At 74.7% G+C, this 19,822-nt stretch carries 18 protein-coding genes and 1 pseudogene; 9 read left to right on the top strand and 10 right to left on the bottom strand.

From position 1 onward, the window contains the following. Positions 1-10: 10 nt before the first annotated feature. The 8 genes from AB0N31_RS24830 to AB0N31_RS24795 form a co-directional block, all read right to left on the bottom strand. Positions 11-1,213, bottom strand: a complete 1,203-nt coding sequence (locus AB0N31_RS24830; RefSeq protein ID WP_366060611.1) for a cysteine desulfurase-like protein — start codon at positions 1,211-1,213, stop codon at positions 11-13. 291 nt (positions 1,214-1,504) lie between these two features. Then, the gene (locus tag AB0N31_RS24825) at positions 1,505-2,665 is read right to left on the bottom strand and encodes an oxygenase MpaB family protein (RefSeq protein ID WP_366060610.1); all 1,161 of its coding nucleotides are present in this window, start codon (positions 2,663-2,665) and stop codon (positions 1,505-1,507) included. Positions 2,666-2,731: 66 nt separating this feature from the next. Continuing rightward, positions 2,732-3,784, bottom strand: a complete 1,053-nt coding sequence (locus AB0N31_RS24820; RefSeq protein ID WP_366060609.1) for a polyprenyl synthetase family protein — start codon at positions 3,782-3,784, stop codon at positions 2,732-2,734. After that, positions 3,777-4,058, bottom strand: coding sequence for a polyprenyl synthetase (locus tag AB0N31_RS24815; RefSeq protein WP_366060608.1), 282 nt, complete (start codon positions 4,056-4,058; stop codon positions 3,777-3,779). The genes AB0N31_RS24820 and AB0N31_RS24815 overlap by 8 nt, the downstream gene beginning before the upstream one ends. Positions 4,059-4,452: 394 nt before the next feature. Continuing rightward, a complete protein-coding gene (locus AB0N31_RS24810) occupies positions 4,453-5,469 on the bottom strand; it encodes a DUF5914 domain-containing protein (protein WP_366060607.1) in 1,017 nt (338 codons plus the stop codon). Beyond that, entirely contained in the window at positions 5,466-6,497 is a 1,032-nt protein-coding gene (locus AB0N31_RS24805; protein ID WP_366060606.1) for a phytoene/squalene synthase family protein, read from the bottom strand. Before AB0N31_RS24805 ends, AB0N31_RS24810 begins: the two co-directional genes overlap by 4 nt. Then, complete coding sequence (locus AB0N31_RS24800) at positions 6,494-8,038, bottom strand: phytoene desaturase (RefSeq protein WP_366060605.1); 1,545 nt, start codon at positions 8,036-8,038, stop codon at positions 6,494-6,496. Before AB0N31_RS24800 ends, AB0N31_RS24805 begins: the two co-directional genes overlap by 4 nt. Beyond that, the gene (locus AB0N31_RS24795; protein ID WP_366060604.1) at positions 8,035-9,294 is read right to left on the bottom strand and encodes a polyprenyl synthetase family protein; all 1,260 of its coding nucleotides are present in this window, start codon (positions 9,292-9,294) and stop codon (positions 8,035-8,037) included. Before AB0N31_RS24795 ends, AB0N31_RS24800 begins: the two co-directional genes overlap by 4 nt. Positions 9,295-9,769: 475 nt before the next feature. Here AB0N31_RS24795 and AB0N31_RS24790 point away from each other — a divergent pair, with 475 nt between their 5' ends. The 7 genes and pseudogenes from AB0N31_RS24790 (at position 9,770) to AB0N31_RS24760 (ending at position 16,055) form a co-directional block, all read left to right on the top strand. Continuing rightward, positions 9,770-10,390 carry a sigma-70 family RNA polymerase sigma factor gene (locus AB0N31_RS24790; RefSeq protein WP_366060602.1) on the top strand — a complete coding sequence of 207 codons (621 nt, stop codon included), beginning with the start codon at positions 9,770-9,772 and terminating at the stop codon, positions 10,388-10,390. A gap of 241 nt (positions 10,391-10,631) precedes the next feature. Next, positions 10,632-11,822, top strand: a complete 1,191-nt coding sequence (locus AB0N31_RS24785; RefSeq protein ID WP_366060601.1) for a lycopene cyclase family protein — start codon at positions 10,632-10,634, stop codon at positions 11,820-11,822. A 56-nt stretch (positions 11,823-11,878) separates the two neighbouring features. After that, positions 11,879-12,613 (top strand): class I SAM-dependent methyltransferase, encoded by a 735-nt coding sequence (locus AB0N31_RS24780; protein WP_366060600.1) that lies wholly within the window; start codon positions 11,879-11,881, stop codon positions 12,611-12,613. Between the two features lie 44 nt (positions 12,614-12,657). Then, on the top strand, positions 12,658-14,238 hold the full coding sequence (locus AB0N31_RS24775; RefSeq protein WP_366060599.1) for an FAD-dependent oxidoreductase: 1,581 nt from the start codon (positions 12,658-12,660) through the stop codon (positions 14,236-14,238). Positions 14,239-14,632: 394 nt separating this feature from the next. Then, positions 14,633-14,908: pseudogene (locus AB0N31_RS24770) on the top strand (SpoIIE family protein phosphatase); the annotation flags it as partial. Next, a complete protein-coding gene (locus tag AB0N31_RS24765; protein ID WP_366060598.1) occupies positions 14,905-15,666 on the top strand; it encodes a hypothetical protein in 762 nt (253 codons plus the stop codon). The pseudogene AB0N31_RS24770 and the gene AB0N31_RS24765, both read left to right, overlap by 4 nt. Further along, complete coding sequence (locus AB0N31_RS24760) at positions 15,663-16,055, top strand: STAS domain-containing protein (protein ID WP_366060597.1); 393 nt, start codon at positions 15,663-15,665, stop codon at positions 16,053-16,055. Before AB0N31_RS24765 ends, AB0N31_RS24760 begins: the two co-directional genes overlap by 4 nt. Before the next feature lie 124 nt (positions 16,056-16,179). On the opposite strand, the gene AB0N31_RS24755 is transcribed toward AB0N31_RS24760, so the two are convergent. Further along, entirely contained in the window at positions 16,180-16,743 is a 564-nt protein-coding gene (locus AB0N31_RS24755; protein ID WP_366060596.1) for a DNA starvation/stationary phase protection protein, read from the bottom strand. A gap of 283 nt (positions 16,744-17,026) precedes the next feature. Between AB0N31_RS24755 and AB0N31_RS24750 the strand changes: the two genes are divergently transcribed. Together AB0N31_RS24750 and AB0N31_RS24745 are read left to right on the top strand one after the other, a co-directional pair. Then, positions 17,027-17,842, top strand: coding sequence for an MEDS domain-containing protein (locus AB0N31_RS24750; RefSeq protein ID WP_366060595.1), 816 nt, complete (start codon positions 17,027-17,029; stop codon positions 17,840-17,842). Beyond that, a complete protein-coding gene (locus AB0N31_RS24745) occupies positions 17,839-18,795 on the top strand; it encodes a sensor histidine kinase (RefSeq protein WP_366060594.1) in 957 nt (318 codons plus the stop codon). Before AB0N31_RS24750 ends, AB0N31_RS24745 begins: the two co-directional genes overlap by 4 nt. Positions 18,796-18,842: 47 nt before the next feature. On the opposite strand, the gene AB0N31_RS24740 is transcribed toward AB0N31_RS24745, so the two are convergent. Further along, positions 18,843-19,733: an SDR family oxidoreductase gene (locus AB0N31_RS24740; RefSeq protein WP_366060593.1), complete on the bottom strand. Its 891-nt coding sequence runs from the start codon at positions 19,731-19,733 to the stop codon at positions 18,843-18,845. Between the last annotated feature and the right edge of the window lie 89 nt (positions 19,734-19,822).

Here is a 19,822-nt window from a genome sequence, read left to right as displayed (position 1 = left end):
CACCGGGGTCTCATCCGAGGACGGCGAGCGCCTCCAGCAGACGGTCCACGTCCTCGGCGGAGCTGTACGGCGCCAGCCCGACCCGTACCCCGCCCTCGGACCCCAGTCCGAGGTGGCGGGACGCCTCCAGCGCGTAGAACGAACCGGCCGGCGCGTCCACCCCGTGCCCGGCGAGATGCCGGGAGACGTCCGCCGGGCGCCGGCCCGCCACCGTGAACAGCAGCGTCGGGGTGCGCCGCGCGGCCCGCGAGTACACCGACACCCCGCCGACCTGCGCGAGTCCGGCCTCCAGGCGCTCCCGCAGCGCCTCCTCGTGGGCCTCCACCGCCGCGAAGGAGGCGACCAGCCGCGCCCGGCGGTCGTCGCCCCCGGTGCCCGGCACCAGCGCGGCGAGGACGTCCACGGCGGCCCGGACCCCGGCCAGCAGCTCGTACGGCAGCGTGCCCAGCTCGAAGCGCTCGGGAACGGTGTCGGCGGACGGCAGCAGCTTGTCCGGCCGCAGCGACTCCAGCAGGGCCGCCCGGCCGGTGAGGACGCCGAGGTGCGGACCGAGGAACTTGTACGGCGAGCACACCAGCGTGTCCGCGCCGAGCGCGGCGAGGTCGACCGTGGCGTGCGAGGCGTAGTGCACGGCGTCGACGTGCAGCAGCGCGCCCGCCCGGTGGGCGAGTTCGGCGACGGCCGGGATGTCGGGGCGGGTGCCCAGGAGGTTGGACGCCGCGGTGACCGCCACCAGCCGGGTGCGCGGGGACAGGACCTCCTCGATCCGCTCCGGGGCCAGTTCACCCGTTCCCGGGTCGAAGTCCGCCCGGCGCACGGTCGCGCCCACCGCCTCCGCGGCCTGGATCCAGGGCCGTATGTTGGAGTCGTGGTCGAGCCGGGTGACCACCACCTCGTCACCGGGGCCCCAGGTCCTGGCCAGGGTGCGCGCGAGGTCGTAGGTGAGCTGGGTGGCGCTGCGGCCGAAGACGACGGTGCCCGGGTCGGTGCCGAGCAGATCGCCCATCGCCCGGCGGGCCGCCAGCACGATGTCCTCGGCGTTGCGCTCGCCCTCCGTGACGTGCCCCCGGTTGGCCAGCGGGTGCGCCAGGGCCTCGGCCATGGCGTCGATCACCGGCTGCGGGGTCTGGGTGCCGCCGGGCGCGTCGAAGCGGGCCGTACCGGACCTCAGGGCGGGGATCAGCGCGCGGATCGCGTCGACGTCGAGGTGCATGCGTACTCCTGCGGGGTGAAGGGGCGGACGGGCCGGGGCGCGCTCCCGGCCGGACCGGGAACCCCCAGGCATGATCGCAGCCCTCCCGGCGCCGGGGGCGGGCACCCGGCGTGATCGCGGCCCTCCCGGGGCCGTCGGCGGGCACCCGCACACAAGTCCGGGCGGGACCGGGGTGTGCAGATCCGTTTCGTGGGCACACGTGGTCCGTGTGAGGCGGGGCGGTGCGCCTGGGGAGGTCTGCACCGCCCCGCCCGGCTTGCCCGGGCCCGCCCGCCGCCCGAGGAGCGGCGGTCAGGAGACGGTGGCGGGCGGCGGCGTCCAGCGGCCGGCCCCGGCCGGTCCGTCGGGGACGCCGTACTCCTTCCTGAGCTGCTCGGGGATGGCGTAGTGCATGACGCGGCCGCGGGTGAGGGAGGACAACTCCAGGACGGTGGTCAGGTGCCCCAGGCGGTCCAGGGCCCAGCCGCCCATCGGCGAGCGGTCCTCGATCGACTCCAGGACCCCGAGGAGGTGGGGGACGGCCTGCACGAGGGTGTCCCAGGGGGTGCGCGGGACGTCGAGCCAGTCCGCGCAGGTGTCCCCGACGAGGTGGCGGATCAGGGCGGACACCACCGGGTCGAAGAAGGTGCCGGGGACGACGTCCTCGTACAGGTCGATGAGCTGCCTGGTCAGGTGGGATCCCTCGGCGGACGGCCCCATGTGGCGCATCATGTACAGGTCCAGGAACCGGCGGGCCTCCGGCAGGGTGCGGGGCACGGCGTCCTGGTCGACGCCGAGCATGGCTCCGACGACACGCCAGGCGTAGAAGTACGCCTCCGCGCCCTCCGCGGACAGATGGATGCCGAGGCGGTGGAGGGAGTCCAGGACGAGCAGGGAGAAGAACATCTGTCCGCCGATCATGTCCTCCTGACAGATCGGCACCCCCAGCGCCGGTACGTCCCAGCGGTTCTCGCGCGTGAGGTGGTGCCGGATCGAGGCGTGCAGCAGACGCACCTTCTGCGCGGCGGGGATGAACCGGCTGCCCGCCTCGAAGGCGTCGGGCCGCATCAGCAGGACGGTGAACTGGCCCGTCTCCGCCATTCGCTTGGACGGATAACTCAGTCCGTGCGTGGCCGACAGGAGCCGGGCCACGTGCGGGACCAGGTAGCAGGCGGGCATGGACGCGAAGGACAGCGCCGTGGAGATGTGCACGTTGTTGTCGATGAAGAACAGCCTGGCCCTCTCCATCTCCGCCCAGTCCACCCAGTGCGGCGGCGTGCTCGTCGCGTGCAGGTACTCGCGGGCCACCTCGGGCAGCCCGTCGGGCAACTCCTGGCCGGCGGTGGAGAAATGGCGCATCAGGGTGTTGAACGTGCCCACCTCCCCCCGCTCGAACAAGGTGGCCACGACGGCGTCGGCCAGTTCGTCGCCGCCGCGGCGCAGGGCGTCCATCGACGTCTCGGTGAAGGTCATCGGGTCTCCTCGTCGGACGGCGTCCGTGGGCCGGCGGGTCCCGGTCGCGGGATGGGGGAAGGGGCGTCAGTGGAGGCGGTCGGTGGCCCGGTGCGCGAGGTCGCCGAGCACCCGCCGTGCCTGCGGCGGGACGGGAACGTCGTCCAGCGCGCGCGTGGCCTGCTCCACCCGCGTGCGGATCATCCGCTCGATCCGCCGCGGCGCCCCCACCTCACGCATCAGTTCCCGTACGTCGTCCAGGTCGCCGGCGTCGAGGTCGCGCCGCCCCAGGACACCGCGCAGGCGTTCGCGCTGCGCCGGGCCGGCGGCGTGCCACGTCTCGGCGAGCAGGGCGGTGGGCCGGTGCGTGCGCAGGTCGTCCAGGCCGGCCTTGCCGGTGCGCGCCGGGTCGCCGAACAGGCCCAGCAGGTCGTCGCGGAGCTGGAAGGCCTCGCCCAGCGGCAGCCCGTAGGCGGACAGGCCCCCGCGCAGCGCCGGCGAGGCACCGGCGAGCAGCGCGCCGATCAACAAGGGCTGTTCGACCGTGTACTTGGCGGTCTTGTGGCGGATCACCTGAAGGGAGGCGGCGGTGTCGGGCCGGCCGCCGGTGCGCAGGATCTCCAGGCACTCGCCCGCGACGAGGTCGCGGGCGAGCGCCGCCCACAGGCCGCGGGCACGGCCGAGGTAGGCGACGGGCAGTCCGCTGGTGACGAACAGCTGCCCGGCCAGGGACATCAGGAGGTCGCCCACGAGCAGGGCCAGGGACCGGCCCGCCGGGCGGGCGTCGGGGCGTCCGGCCAGGACCGCGGCGAAGGCGACGTGGACGGTGGGAACCCCGTGGCGCAGAGGGCTGTCGTCGATGAGGTCGTCGTGGACGATCGCGGCGGCGTGCACCAGTTCCATGGCGGCCGCGGCCCGCACGAGGGCGTCGCTGTCGGGCTGCCCGGACGCCCGCCAGCCCCAGTAGCAGAACGCGGCCCGCAGGCGTTTGCCGCGCCCGGCGGCGTCCCGCAGCCGCTCCGCCACCGGCTCCAGGTCGTCGTCGACCGCCACCAGCAGGTCGGCCTCCTCGGCCAGCCGGCCGCGCAGGACGGTGTCGACGCGGGCCCGGAAGGCGGCGGGATCCCATGCGTCAGACATCGGAATCGGCCTTCGCGCGGGCGAGCTTGTGCCGGGCGAGCACCTCCAGGTGGGCCGGCGGCACCCTCGCGTACCGGTCCAGGGCGAGTCTGCCGCGGGCCTGGAGCTCCTGCCGGGCGGTCTGGGCGAGGTCGGCCGCGTCGGACCGGCGCAACAGCCCGCGCAGCGTCCCGAAGGCCGAACCGACCGCGTGCGCCGCGAGGTCCGCCAGACCGGCGGCGAGCAGCAGCGCCTGCTCCTCCCGCCCCGGACCGCGCGGTGTCGTGTGCGTCATGCCGCTTCCCCCATGCCCGAGTGCTTTCGCCGTGAAGGCGTTTCCGAGCATGGCTCTGCGCCGGGTTCGAAGATCGGTGGATATTCCATCGAGTGACGGAGTGGACGTATGTCGGACCCCGGTCGGCCGTCACCTCGCCCACCGCGGTCGGAGGTGTCGCCCTCCCGCGCCGCGGTCGGAGGCGTCGCCGCGGTGCCTTCGCGCGAGCCGTCGGGATCCGGCCGGGTCGGTGCCCGGCACGCCCGGTGCCGGTGGCGCTGCCCCGCGCTGCTGCCGTGCACCGCCGACCGCGCCCCGCCGACCGGGCGGCGCCGGATGCGGCTCGGCGCCGGGACCCGCCCGGACCGGCCGCCCCCGCCGCTCGTGCGTGCGGCGGGGGACGGCCGCGAGAGCGTCAGCCGGGGAAGCGGCCCGTGGAACGCAGGTGCCAGCGGCGTTCCGCGTAGGCCAGGTCGTCGCGCCACAGGCGTCCGGCGGCCACCCGCATGAGCGGCCGCAGCAGCGGCGTCACCGTACGGGCCACGGCGAATCCCGGACGGTCCGAGGCCGCCACGATCGCCTCGACGACCGCGGTCCGCGGCCGGCCCCTGTCGTCGGGGCCGAGGGGCGTCGCGTGCGTCTCGACGACCGACCCCCGGCCCTCGCCCTCCGTGATGTGCATGACGACCGTGCGCGGTTCGGGCGCCGTGAACACCGCCCGGACCGGCACGACCAGCCGTCCGGCGAGCTTGAAGGACACGTCCACCGTGAAACCGTCCCCGTCCGCCGCCGCGCCGGCGTCGTCCTCGACCACGGCCAGGTCGACGAACGAGTACGGGTGGAACCAGGCCCCGTGCCACGGGTCCAGCCGGTTGGCGACGACGTCCTCCGGCTCGCACGTGCCGACGCCCACGTAGACCGCGGACACGGCGCCCGACAGGGCCGGTCGGACCGGCACCACCGGCGCCGCCAGCGGCGGCTCGCCGCCCACGTCGTCCAGCCGTACCCACACCAGCACACCGTCGTCGTGCACGGGCAGCGGTTCCCAGCCCGCGAACGGACCGCCCCGCAGCGCGAGCCCGTGCCAGTGGCAGACCAGGGTGCCGCAGCGCACCGGACTGTCCCGCAGCGGTGCGCCCAGGTGGGGGCAGACACCGGGCCCGGCGACCAGCCGGCCCTCGGCGTCGCGCCAGACGACCACCTCCCGCCCGGCGACGGTGCGCGCGAGGGGGCGGTCGTCACGGACGTCCAGGGTGGCACCCACGACGTACCAGTTGCCGGACGGGCGTGCCTGCGCCCGCTTCAGCGCCCGCGCGATCACGGCGGGCCGCGCCTCGCGCCACGTCGGGCGCTGCCGCTCCCAGGACACCGGATTCCTGCGCAGTGACAGCGGGAACCGTCGTTCGCGCCTGTCCGAACGGTCGGGACTCATGCGACCTCCTCGTGCTCACGTTCCGGCGCGTGCGGTGTGCCGTGCGTGCCGGGCAGCCCGGCGGGCGGCCGCGGCGGGCCGGGCGGAGCCTTCCGCCGGGCCGCGGCACGGGCGGCCGCCACGCGGACCAGACCGTCGAGGGCCACGGCGGCACGCCGTCGGCGGGGCACCACGGCACGGCGGTGGACGACCGCGTACCCGTCGTCGGCGACGGAGTCCAGGATCCCGCCGTACAGCACGAACGCCGTGCGGATGCACGGACGGGCCACCGGGTCGAGCATGGCGAGCCCCGGTGCCGCCTCGCGGTACACCCCCCGCGTCAGGTCCTCGAACGCCCTGAGCGCCTCGGTGATCCGGGGGTCCCGTCGCCCGGTGCGGCGGGACCACTGGAGCAGGTCCCGGTCGACACCGTGGCTCCCCAGCAGGTCGGCGGGCAGGTAGACGCGGCCCCGGTCGAGGTCCTCGCCCACGTCGCGCAGGAAGTTGGTCAGCTGGAAGGCGACGCCGAGGGCGGCCGCGTGCGGGGCCGCCTCCTCGCGCGGGACGAGGGTTCCCAGCACCGGCAGCATCTGCAGTCCGATCACGGCCGCCGAGCCGTGCATGTAAGCGCGCAGCTCGTCGTAGGTGGCGTAGTCGGTGACCGAGAGGTCGCTGCGCATGGCGGCCATGAAGTCGCGGAAGTGCCCGTGGGGGATGCCGTACCGGCGGGCGGTGTCGGCGAGGGCGAGGACGACCGGGTCGCCGCTGCCGCCACCGCGCAGACCCCGCTCCAGCCCCTCCTGGAGGGTGGCGAGCGCGGACGCGCGGCGGTGCGGCGGGACGTCGGTCTCCAGCGAGTCGACGATGTCGTCGGCCCAGCGCGCGAAACCGTACAGGGCGTGCACGGCCGGACGCCGTTCCACCGGCAGCAGCCGGGTGGCCAGGAAGTACGTCTTTCCGTGCCGGGCGTTGAGCAGGCGGCAGCGCGTGTAGGCGGCGCGCAGGGCCGGCTCGGCGATGCCCGCCGCGTCCAGTTCGCGGGCGGTCATGACGGGGCTCCTTCCGGGGTGACGAGCGCGGAACGCCCGCGCCGGGAGGGCGGGGCCGCAGCCGTGCGGCCGGTGACGCGGGCCGCGGCGAGCTTGCCCGACAGCAGGACGGTCGGCACGCCGACGCCCGGAGTGGTCCCGCAGCCCGCGAGCACGACGTTGTCGGTGCCGCGGACGAGGTTGCGCGGGCGGAACGGGCCGGTCTGGGCGAAGGTGTGGGCGGCCGAGAAGGGCGTGCCCGCCGCGTGCCCCTGGGCGTGCCAGTCGGCCGGCGTCACCAGGGTCTCGTCCTCGACGGCCGCGGCGATCCCGTCGAACCCGCGCCGCTCCAGTTCCCGCAGCACGTCGTCGCGGTAGCGCGGGGCCAGCTCGCCCCAGGCGGCGGCGTCCGGTCCGATGTCCGTGTTCGGGCAGGGGGCCAGGACGTAGTGCAGGTGCCGTCCGGGCGGGGCGAGCGTCGGGTCGGTGGCGGTGGGCCGGGTGATCAGCAGCGACGGGTCGCTCATCAGCTCACCCGTGCGGGTGAGTTCGTCGAAGGTGCGGTGCCAGGCGGCACCGAAGGAGAGCGTGTGGTGCGCGAGCTCGGGCCACGTCCGGTCGGTCCCGGCGTGCAGCACGACGGCCGACGGCGCGTGGGTGATCCGCAGGGGGCGGCGGGGCGTCCGGCCGAGCAGCCGGTAGGCGACCGGCAGCTCCGGGGTGAGGACCACGGCGTCGCAGGCGATGCGCTCGTCCGCGGTGACGACGGCGGTGACGCGGTTGCCGGAGCGCTCCAGCCGGACGACGTCCTGTCCGAACCGCAGGTCGGCGCCGGCCCGCGCGGCGGCGTCGGCCATGGCGCGCGGCACCGCGTGCATGCCGCCGCGCGGGAAGTACACGCCGGCGACGGTGTCCATGTAGGCGATGACCGCGTACGCGGCGAGGGCGCGGGCCGGCGGGACGCCCGCGTACAGCGCCTGGAAGGAGAAGACCCTGCGCAGCCTTTCGTCGCGCAGATGGCGGCCGATGCGCGCGTCGAGCCGGCCGAAGCCGCCCAGCGCGGCGAGCCGGGCCAGGTCGGGCGTCAGCAACTGGAGGGGCGAGTCGAAGTTGGTGTCGATGAACCGCCGCATCTGCGCCCGGTAGAGCTGCTCCAGCCAGTGGCGCAGCCTGCGGTACCCCGCGGCCTCCCCGGGCCCCGCGAAGCGCTCGACCTCCGCTTCCATCGCGTCCGCGTCGGTGTGCACGTCGATGCGGCTGCCGTCGGCGAACAGCGCCCGGTAGGCGGGGTGCAGGGGAATCAGGTCGACGCTGTCGCGCAGGTTCTCGCCGACCGCCGCGAAGGCCTCGTCGGCCAGGTCCGGCATGGTCAGGACGGTCGGACCGGTGTCGATGCGGTAGCCGCCGCGCGTCAGGAGCCCCGCGCGTCCGCCCGGCAGCGCGTCGCGTTCGACGATCGTGACGCGGCGGCCGGCGCCCAGCAGGTGGAGCGCGGCCGACAGGCCGGAGAGTCCGGCGCCGACCACGACGACGTGGTCGGTGCGTCCGGGAACGGTCCTCATCGCGGGGCCCCTTCGGTGAGCAGCAGCGGGACGGTCGTGCCCCCGTCCGGGGGAGGGGGTACGTCGTCGTCCGGGGCGGCCGGGCCGTCCCACGGACCGGTCGAAGCGGACGCGGGGGGCGCGGGGGGCGCGGGGGGCGCGGCCGGGGACGTCCCGGCGGTGGCGTGGAACAGCCCCGTCAGACGCCGCCTCGCCACGGGGTCGAGCACGACCGAGTCGAGGTGGCGCATTCCCTGGGCCACCAGCCGCTCGATCTTCGCCTCGACGGTGTCGCGCGCCCCGAGGGCGACGAGGACGTCGCGCACCTCGGCCAGACCGCTGTCGGGCAGGTCCGCCCGGCCGACGGACCGGCGCAGCACCGCGAGGGCGCCGCGGTCGCGGCTCGCCTCCGCGCGGGCCTGGGCCACGGCCATGAGGTAGGTGGGCCGGCCCGCCCGGATGTCGCCGCCGACCGGTTTGCCGGTCCGGCGGTCGCCGCCGAACGCGTCGAGGAGGTCGTCGCGCAGCTGGAAGGCGATGCCCACGCAGCGGCCCGCCGAGCACAGCGCCCCGGTCCGCGCGGAGTCGGCGCCCGCCAGGGCGGCGCCCAGGGCCAGCGGACGCTCCACCGAGTACAGGGCGCTCTTGAGGCACGCGGCGCGGATCGCCCGCGCGAGGGAACGCGAGGACGTGGCCTGCCCCTGTACGTCCAGGTACTGGCCGGCCACCATCTCGGTGCGCATCGCGCTCCACACCTCGCGCACCGCGCGGGCGATGGCCACGGGTGCCTCGGTCGCCGTGACGACGTCGTCCGCCCACGCCAGGGCCAGGTCCCCGGCGAGGATCGCGGCGGCCTCGCCGAACCGGGGGCCCTGGGCGCAGGGCACGGTGCCGGCGTACTGGGCGGTGACGTCCGCGTGCAGGGCGGGCCGGCCGCGGCGGAACGCCGAGCCGTCCATCACGTCGTCGTGGATCAGCGCGCACGTCTGGATCAGTTCGAGCGCGGCGCCGACGCGCAGCGCGCTCTCCGTCTCGTCCGCCCCTCCGCCGCAGGCGCGCAGCGCCCACCACACGAACCGGGGCCGCATCCGTTTGCCGCCGTCCAGGGTGAAGCGCCTGACGCGTTCGGCGAGGTCCCGTGCGAACACGGGGTCCAGCGCGGCGGCCTGCTCCGCGCGCTCTGCCAGGAGATGGTCGAGGAGACGTCCCACGGCTCCGGGTACGTCGTCGTCGAGGGCGGACAGGTCGCTGACGTCCAGCGGGAAACGGGCGGGCATGGCGCCTTCCGGTCGGCTGTCGGGGGAGGGGCCGCGATCGGCGTGCCCCGGCCGGGTCCCCATCGGACCCGGCCGGGGCGCGCGGGAAGTGCCGGACGGTGTGTCCGCCGCGGAGTCGTGTCTCGCGGTGCTGGGGCGCATGCCGGTTCCTCCCGTCGTGATCGCAGTGGGCCCTGACTTGAAGTCATTCCGCGCCGGGGACGGTCATGGATGCGCCAGACGAGCGACTCGCGGACCGATTCTGTTCCGCTTCCGCTCCGCATCGAGGGGATCGGGGAAAGGGGGCCGACGGAAGCGCGCACGAAAACGACGCAAAGACGCTGCGAGTTGTTGCGACGGTTCATCGCTCCGCATGGTGAAGGAACCAAGGTCGCTCCGAGCGGCCCCGGGTCCCCGGCTTCCGCGGGTGCGGACGGCCGGCACCGGCCGGGCCCGGACGAGACGCGGACGACCGCTCGCACGAGGAGCAGCCACCATGACGGCACAGCAGGTCACCGAGCGGACCCTTCCGGCGACGGCGGGTCCCGCCCAGGACTTCTTCACCGACGACGAACTGGCGGCGGGCTTCATCAGGGGTGACGAAGCCTGTCTGGCCGCCGCCTACCACCGCTGGGGAGTACTGGTCCACACGCTGGCACGCCGCAGTCTGGGTGACGCCCGGGAGGCGGAGGACGTGACACAGACGGTGTTCCTGGCCGCCTGGCGCGGCCGCTCCGGATTCCGGCCCGAGCGCGGCCCGCTGTCGGCGTGGCTGGTCGGCATCACCCGGCGCAAGATCGCCGACGCCCTGTCGGCGCGGACCCGGCGGGCCGATCTCGTCGCGGCGGCGGGAGCGCGGCTGTCCGTCACCGCCGACGACCGGCACGCCCAGCCCGACGCCGTGCTCGACCGCGTCGTGCTCACCCACGAACTGGCGAGGCTGCCCGCTCCGCAGCGCCGCGTCCTCACCCTCGCCTTCTACTGCGACCTGACCCAGAGCCAGATCGCCGAGCTGACGGGCTGGCCCCTGGGCACCGTCAAGAGCCACGCGCGCCGCGGCCTGCACCGGCTCGGCACGCGCGTACGGGAGGAGGACCCGCAGGCCCGTGTCGGCTGATGCGACGCACAATCGATGCGACCCCGCTGACCGTCCCGGAAGGGGACGCACGACCGGGTGAGCGCCGCACGGCCGTCGGCGATCCGCCCGCCGCACCACGCCCGCCGATCCGTCCGCGGTGCGCCGCACGGCCGACGGTCCGGCCCGGCCTGCATCCGCCCGGCCGCCCGGAGGGGAATGCTGGGCACAGGGCCCGGACACGGGGCCGAACCGGACGGACAGGACAGGGAGGGCGCGACACGTGCGGGACGCGGACGTCGCCATCGTGGGCGCCGGAGCTGCCGGACTGTCCCTCGCGTACCGGCTGGCACGCGCCGACCCGGCCCACCGGCCGTCGGTGCTCCTGTTCGAACCCCCGCCCGGCCCGCTGCGCCCGCCGAGCCGCACCTGGTGCTTCTGGGAGCCGGGGCCGGGCCCCTACGACGCCGTCCTGACCGCCGCATGGCAGCGCCTGCGGGTCCACACCCCCGAAGGGCGCACCATCGAGGACGGCATCGCGCCCCTGCGCTACAAGATGATCCGCTCCGACGACTTCGAGGCGTTCGTCGGGCGCGAACTGGCGCACCGCGACCACGTCCGCCGCATCGAGGCGACCGTCGAGACGGTGGACGGGACCGCCGGCGGAGCGGAGATCCGGGCCCGCACCGCCGACGGCCGCCCGCTGACCGTGCGCACCCGCTGGGTCTTCGACTCCCGGCCGCTCGGAAGCCTGCCGGCGGCCCGCACCACCCTGTTGCAGCACTTCCACGGCTGGTTCGTCCGCACGGCACAGCCGGCGTTCGACCCCGCTTCCGTCGACCTCATGGATTTCCGGGTCCCGCAGCCTCCGCACGGGCTGGCATTCGGCTACGTCCTGCCGACGAGCCCCCGCGAGGCCCTCGTCGAGTACACGGAGTTCTCCGGCGCGCCCCTGACCCGGACGGCCTACGAGGCCGCGCTGGACCGGTACACCCACGGCGTGCTGGGGCTCGGGGCGTTCGAGGTGACCGCGACGGAGACCGGCGTGATCCCCATGACGGACGCGCGGTTCGCGCGCCGCACCGCGCCCTCGGTCTTCCGGATCGGCGCGGCGGGCGGTGCCACCCGTCCGTCGACCGGTTACACCTTCGCCGCCGTCCAGCGCCAGACGCGGGCCGTCGCGGCAGCGCTGGCCGCAGGCCGCCACCCGCTGCCCCCCGCCCCCCACTCGGCCCGCTCCCGCGCCATGGACGCGGTGCTGCTGCGCGCTCTGGACAGCGGACGCGTCGGCGGCGCCGAGGTCTTCTCGAGGCTCTTCTCCCGGGTCCCGGCGGAGCGGCTGCTGCGCTTCCTGGACGGCCGCACCCGCCTCCACGAGGACCTCTCGGTCGGCGCGCGCACCCCCGTGCTGCCCATGCTCCGTTCCGTCATGGACCTGTCCCGCCTGCCCCGCACCCCTTTCCCCCGCCCCTGACCGCCGGACCGGCGACGTCCGCGCGACAGTCCGCCCCACGCCACCGAGGAGACCTCATGACCCTGCTGCTGCGCGACGCGGACCTGGCCGCCGCGTTCGACCATGCCGCCCGCAGCTACGACACCCTGGTGGCCGCCAATCCCGGCTACCACGCCCATCTGCGGCGCTCCGCGCGCCGCCTCGGCCTGCCGCACGGCGGAGCCGGTCTGCGCGTCCTGGACCTGGGCTGCGGCACCGGCGCTTCCACCGCCGCCCTGGCCGCCGTGTTCCCCGAGGCGCGGATCACCGCGGTGGACGCCTCCGCCGGCATGCTGGAACAAGCGGCCCGCAAACGGTGGCGGCAGGAGGTGAGCTTCGTGCACGCCCCGGCGGAACGCCTGGCGGAGGCAGGGGTCGAAGGCCCCTTCGACGCGGTCTTCGCCGCCTACCTCTTCCGCAACGCCACCGACCCGGACGCGGTGCTAGCCGCGGTGCGCGAGGCGCTCGGGCCGCGGGGGCGGCTCGCCGTCCACGAGTACACCCTCAGCGGCCGGGCCGTCCACCGCGTGGTGTGGACGGCGGTGTGCCGGGGCTTCGTCCAGCCCGTCGCCACCGTCCTCGGGGACGGCGAGCTGTACCGCCACCTCTGGCACAGCGTCGTCCGGTTCGACACGGCGGAAGCCTTCACCGAGAGGGTGCGCTCCGCCGGCTTCGAGCAGGTGCGGGCGCTGCCCCTGCCCGGCTGGCAGACCGGCATCACCCACACCGTGGTCGCCCGCCGGCCGGGCTCCGAAACGGCGGTCGGGCGATGACGGCGGCCCGTCGGTCCGAGGCGGCCCGCCGCGGCAGGGACCGCATGGCCCGCACGATCCGCCCCCGGCCGGGCGCGCCCGCGCTCACCGGTGACCACCGGCCGACCACCGCCGTGGTGGGCGGCGGCATCGCCGGCCTGGCGGCGGCGACGGCCCTGGCCGAACGGGGCGTACGCGTCACGCTCCACGAACGCGGACCCGCCCTCGGCGGACGCCTGGCCGGGTGGCCGACCACCCTGGCCGACGGCAGCACCGTCACGATGAGCCGCGGCTTCCACGCCTTCTTCCGCCAGTACTACAACCTGCGCGGACTGCTGCGGCGCACCGATCCGGGGCTCCGCCGTCTCAAGGGCCTGCCCGACTACCCGCTGCGCCACAGCAGCGGCACGCACGACAGCTTCCGGCACGTGCCGCGCACCCCGCCGTGGAGCGCACTGGGCTTCGTCGCGCTGAGCCCCACCTTCGGCCTGCGCGACCTCGCCCGCATGAACCCGGTCGCCGCGCTGCCCCTGCTGGACGTGCGGGTGCCGGACGTGTACACGCGCCTCGACGACATCAGCGCCCACGACTTCCTGCGGTCGGTCCGCTTCCCCGAGGCCGCGCACCACCTCGCGTTCGAGGTGTTCTCCCGGAGCTTCTTCGCCGACCCCCGTGGCCTGTCGGCGGCGGAGATGGTGCTGATGTTCCACATCTACTTCCTCGGCTCCGCCGAGGGCCTGCTCTTCGACGTGCCCGACGAGCCCTTTCCCGCCGCGCTCTGGGACCCCCTGGCCGGCTACCTGGAGGGCCACGGCGCCGAACTGCGGACCGGTACGCCCGTCGAGGCGGTCGAACCCACCGGGGACGGCGGCTTCCTCGTGGCCGCCGCGGGCGAGGAGCGGCGGTACGACACCGTGGTCCTCGCCCTGGACACCGCCGGCCTGCGTTCCGTCGTCGCCGGTTCCCCGCGGCTGGCCGACGCCCCGTGGCGCGAACGCGTGGCCGGGCTCCGCAACGCCCCGCCCTTCCTGGTCTCGCGCCTGTGGCTGGACCGTCCCGTCGCCGCCGACCGGCCCGGCTTCCTCGGCACCAGCGGCTACGGCTCCCTCGACAACGTCAGCGTGCTGGAACGCTGGGAGGGCGAGGCGGCGCGCTGGGCCGCCCGCACCGGGGGCTCCGTCGTGGAACTGCACGCGTACGCCCTGCCGGAGCGGGCCTCCCACGACGTCGAACAGCGCCGTCTGCTGGAGCAGTTGCACCGGGTGTACCCGGAGACGCGCGCGGCGCGGGTCGTCGACGCACGTCACGAGTGGCGGGCCGACTGCCCGCTGTTCCCCGTCGGGGGACACGGCGGGCGGCCGACCGTGCGCACCACCGACCCCGGGCTGGTGGTCGCCGGCGACCTGGTCCGCACGGACCTGCCGGTGGCCCTCATGGAACGGGCGGCCACGAGCGGCTTCCTCGCCGCCAACGCCCTTCTGGAACGCTGGGGGGTCGCGGGTCAGACCCTGTGGACCGTGCCCGACCGCGGGCGGGGTGCGCTGCTGCGCGGGCTCGCACGTGCGGGTGGAGACCGGCAGCGGGAGGTCGCGCGCGCCGTGCCGACTGCGAGACGGTTGTCGGAAGACAACATTTTCCCGCTGTAGGAAAGGGAGCGGGGAAGCGCACCGCGCGTCCCCACCCGCTCGTGATCTCCTCACCGGGTTCCCCACCCGTCCCCACGGTGGCGTCGGCAGCGTCGGCGCCACCTGGAACGACGCCTCCACCCGGTTCTCGTCCTGGGACGCGGGGCGACGTCGTCGAGATCAACGAGGCCGCCCGCTCGATCCTGCCCGGTCCGCCGACGACCGGCCGGAGCGGTCCGTGCCGTCCTGGCTGTCCGACGCGCACCACAGGCTGACGCGGACGGGCACCGGGACCCGCCCGCCGGAGCCGGCCGAGGGGACGATCGACGAGCGCACCTTCCGGGTCCATCCGACCACCGGCCCGGCCCTCGACGGCGACGTGGTGTGGTGGCTGGTCGAGGACACCGACCTCAGGCTCACCGAGGCCCGCGGCGGTCCCCCGGGCGACCAGATGTACGGTGATCACCGGCTGCGCGCAGCCCTGGCCGAATGCGCGAGAATGCCGGCGGAAGCGGTGGTCGAACGCGTGCAGATGCTCGCGGCACGGTGGCTGGGCGGGAGCGGGCACGACGACATGGCGGCCCTGGCCATCACCAGCCCGACGAACAACCGAGGACGGCTCCACCTCGTGGACGGACACACCGCCCGGGCCCGGGCCGCGCAGGACTGGACGGAGGAAGAGGGCGCATGACCGATGCGCGAACGACCGATCGCGAGGTCGCTCCGTTGCGCGAGCGGCTGTGGGCGGCGGCCGTGGACGCGGACGAGGCGGGCGCGGTCGCCCACCTGCACGCCACCGCGCCCGAGGCCGTCCTGCTCCCGGCGTCGCTCCCCACCCGGCTGCCCACGGCGCACGCGGCGCTCACGGCGTGCCGGTCGATCGGCGTCCCCGTCCTGGTGGGCGGCGCCGCGTTCGGTCCCGACGGCCGCGAGGCCCGCGCCGTGCGCGCAGACGGCTGGGCCGCGCACGCGCGGCACGCCGCCGACCCGCTGGAGGCAGGTGTCGAGAAGCCGTACGCGACGGCCGCGCGGCACCAGGTCGACGACCTGCCGCACCTGGCCGACCAGGAGTACACACTGATCACCGGTACCAGGGCCGCCCTGGTACGGCAGGTGCTGCACGACCTGTGGGAGCGGTCCCCGGTGCTGTGGTCGTACACCCCGGAGCAGCAGGACCGTACGGCCGAGGACCTCCAGCACATCATCGAATTCCTGGCCACGGCCCTCTATTTCGACGATCCGGACATCTTCGCCCGGTTCGTCGGCTGGACCACCGGCATCCTCACCGCGCGAGGCGTCCCCGTCGAGTGGCTCCACCTCGGCCTGACGGTACTCGCCGGCCACCTGTACGACTTCCCCCGCGCCCGGCGCTTCCTGAACGAGACGGCGCCGGCCCTCGACTCGTTCGCCACCACCCTCTCCGTCACCGGCACAGGAACACCCGCATGAGCACGCACGTCCCCTTCCGGATCACCACCGCGACCTCCGACCCGAGCGCCCTCACCCTGGCGGTCGTGGGTGAACTCGACCATGACGCCGGGCACTTCCCGGCCCTGCTCACGTGCGCCATCGAGGACCACGAGCGGGAGCACGGGGCGACGCTGCGGGACCTGCACCTGGACTGCGCCGACCTCACCCTGATCGACTCGACGGGGCTGGCCATGCTGCTCATGCTGCGCCGGCGGACCTACCCGGCCGGCATCACCCTGCATCTCGACAACCGGCCCGCCCACCTGGAGCGCATGCTCCAGCTCACCGGTACCGCCGAGTACCTCACCGAGCCCCAGCCCCGTGCCGGGCGGCACACCGACCAGTCGGACACCGCGCCCGCGCCCTGACGCCGACCGCGCACCGACGCCGACCGCTCGCGCGGACGCCGCCGCCGGAGCCCCGCGACCCGCTCGCCCGCCCCGCGACCCGCACGGCGGCCGGCGGGCGAGCGGGGCCCGGCCGTCCCCGCGATCAGTCCAGTGCGGCGCCGCGCGCCGCGGCCTCGCGCTCGGTGCCGGCGTCGGCCGTCGCCAGGGTGCCGTTCGCGCTCTCGAGGTGGGCACGGACGAACCACTGGAACTGCTCCAGGTCCCGCAACTGCTCGATCAGCAGGTCCTCGGTGGCGGGATCGAGGTCGCCGACCTCCTTGATCGAGCTCCGTACGCCCTCGATCAGGCCGGTGTACACCATGTCGAGGGCGCCCAGGTGCGCGATCGCGCTGTCCCGTCCGATGGAGTAGTCCTGCCACGTCCGCTCCTCGACCAGCGCGCCGGGCGTGCCCTGCGCGACTCCGCCCAGGGCCGCGATGCGCTCGGCCACGTCGTCGGCCATCTCACGCACCCGGTCGACCTGGGGGTCGATCATCTCGTGCACGGAGATGAAGTGGGGCCCCACCACGTTCCAGTGCACGTGCTTGAGGGTGAGGTGCAGATCGTTCAGGGCGTGCAGCCGCAGGCGCAGCGCGCCGATGAGACGGCCGGCGGTCTCCCGCTCGATGCCCGGAACGGTGTACTTGGGAGTCAGGTCCTTCGCCATCTGCGCAGCTCCTTCAGGTCATGGGATGTTGGGTGCCCTGGTGCCCCGCACCCGGTGCGACAGGCCTGTGAACCGCGTCGCCCCACCGATCGGACCACCGGTTCGGCCGCGGCGCGGGCCGGAGACCGCCGTACGGGTGTCGGCGCCTGCCGGACCGGGTGTGCCCGGTCCGGCAGCCGGGCGGTGTACCGCGAGGGGTACCGGTGGCATTCCGGGCCTGTCGGCCGTCCGGATGCACGCAGTGCTCCACCGGGGCCGCGGCCTGGGCCAGTAGGGTGAAAGGGTGAACGAGGGGAGACCGGTGAGAGCGGCGCGCAACCTGGCGACGCTGGACGACGTGGAGAGCGGCGACCACGTCTGTCAGTTCCTGGAACCGGCCGAGAACATCACGGAGCGCAGCCGCGCCTTCGTGGCCGACGGCGCCCTCTTCGGCGACAAGCTGGTCATCGTCGGCACGGACGACCGTCCCGCTCCGGAGATCGCCGACACGCCGGCCCGCGTCGTCCTGGATCCGGCCCGGCTGGACGGCTCCTCCCTGCTGGCCGCGGTGCGCAGGGAGGCCGCGAGCGCCGGACGCGAGGGTTTCCGGGCCCTGCGCATCCTGCGGCATGTGACGGCCGACCACCGTGACGGCCGGCGCGACACCATGCTGCAGAGCGAACTGGATCTCGAGGAGTTCGCCGCGGACAGTGGTGCGATGGTGTTGTGCACCTATCGGCCCGCAGACTGGGACCCACCGACACTCGACCAAGTCAGGTGTGTGCATCCGCACCACGTGGGCAGCCGACCCGCAGCGCCTGAGTTCCGGGTGTACACAACCGGAGAGGGCCGCTGGACGGTGAGCGGAGTGATCGATTCCGAAGGTGCCGCGGCGTTCGGTGCCGTACTGCGCGGCCTGGTCGCGCACGCCGTGACCCTCCGCCTGATATGCCACGATCTCGAGTTCTTCGACGCGGCCGGCATGCGCGCCCTGGCCGACGCCGCCAGATTTCTGCCGGAGCGAGTGGTGATCATCGAGGGGGCCAACGAGACCGTGCGCCTGAGCTGGAGGCTCTCGGGATACGCCGTACCGGAGGTACCCGTGGTGATGGTGCCATGACCATGTCCTCTCCGCGGGAGTCCGCGGCCACCCCTACGGGATACCGGCACGAGCTGTATCCCTACCGGGGCCGTCAGGAGTTCCTCGACGGCACCCTGGACTTCATCCACGAGGCGCTCGACGGGGACGAGGCCGTCGTCGTGGCCGTGCCGAACGACAAGGTGACGCTGCTGCGCGCGGAGCTTCCCCGGCTCTCGGCGGTCCGCTTCGTCGACACCGGCGCCGTCGCCCACCATCCCGGCCGGCTCATCGCCGCCTGGCAGCGGTGGATAGGGGAGCACACCGCCGAGGGCAGGCCCGTGCGGGGCATCGGCGAGTCGCCCTGGGAGGCCGCCCGCAGCCGCGCCGAGGTGCGCGAACTGCAGTACTACGAGTGGCTGCTGAACAAGGCCTTCGCCCACAGCCCCGCCTGGTGGCTGCTGTGCCCGTACGACGCCGACGGCGGGCACGCCGACCTGAAGGCGATGGCGCGCTGTCATCCCGAGGTGCGCCGCGACGGCCGCTCGCAGGCGAGCGACGGGTACGACGCGGAGGCGGCCTACCCGTTCGATCCCCTCGACCGGCCGTGCGACCCGTACGAGGAGATGCGCTATACGGTGGGAGACCTGTCCGCGGTGCGCGCGAAGATCGCCGAGTGTGCCCGGCGGCACGGTCTGGACGGCTCGCGGCTGAGGGAACTGTCCCTCGCCGCCACGGAGATCGCGGGCAACAGCATCAAGCACGGCGGCGGCCACGGAGTGCTCCGGACCTGGGTCGAGGACGACCGCATGATCTGCGAGTTCCGCGACCGCGGCCACCTGGACGACCCCCTCGCGGGGCGGACCGGCCCGGACGCCGCACAGGTCGGCGGCCGCGGACTGTGGCTGGCGCACCATCTCTGCGACCTCGTCGAGATCCGGTCCACCCCCGAGGAGGGGACGACCGTCCGCCTGCACACCGCACTGCGCGACTGAGCGCGGCCGGCGGGCCCTCGCCGACCGGCTCCTCCCACCGCCCGCCGTCAGGGCAGCGGTGTGCCCCCGGTGGCGTTGAGGATCTCGGCGGTGATGAAGCCGGCCTCCTGCGAGGCGAGGTAGACGTAGGCGGGAGCCAGCTCGGCCGGCTGCGCCGGACGGCCCAGCGGGCTCTGCTTGCCGAACTCGGTCGTGTCGGGCATCGTCGCCGGGATCAGGGGCGTCCACACCGGGCCCGGCGCGACCGCGTTGACGCGGATGCCGCGCTCCGCGACCATCTGCGCCAGCCCCTGCGTGAAGGTGACGATCGCGCCCTTCGTCATCGCGTAGTCGAGCAGGTGCGGGCTGGGCTTGTACGCCTGCACGGACGTGGAGTTGATGACGCAGGCGCCCTCCGGCATGTGCGGCAGCGCGAACTTGGTGAGCCAGAACATGCCGTAGAGGTTGGTGCGCAGGACGCGGTCGAACTGCTCGGTGGTGATCGCCTCGATGCCGTCCGGCTGGGACATCTGGTACGCCGCGTTGTTGACCAGGATGTCGATCCCTCCGAACTCCGCGACCGCCCGGTCGATCAGCGCCCTGCACCGGCTCTCCTCGCGGATGTCGCACGGGACGGCGACGGCCTTGCGCCCGGCGTCCTCGATCAGCCGGGCCGTCTCGCGCGCGTCGTCCTCCTCCTCGGCGAGGTGAGTGAACAGCACGTCGGCGCCCTCGCGGGCGTAGGCGAGGGCGACCGCCCGCCCGATGCCGGAGTCCCCGCCCGTGATGACCGCCCTGCGGCCCTCCAGCCGGCCGGAACCGCGGTAGGACTCCTCGCCGTGGTCGGGCGGCGGATCCATCGGTCCGGTCCAGCCGGGATGCGGCTGGTCCTGGGAGGGGAAATCGGGCCGCGGGTGCTGGGTGGTGGGGTCCTGCTGCCTGCGATGCTCGTCCGTCACGTGGACCTCCTCGTCCTCGGGGGAGGGGTGGGCAGACCGGGTTCCCCGTGGTGACCGGCCGAAAAGCGTTCTCCGGGACCGGTCCGGAA

It is taken from the genome of Streptomyces sp. NPDC051051, assembly GCF_040682975.1.
In the GTDB taxonomy this organism is placed as follows: Bacteria; Actinomycetota; Actinomycetes; order Streptomycetales; family Streptomycetaceae; genus Streptomyces.
This window is presented reverse-complemented; position numbering and strand designations above follow the sequence as displayed.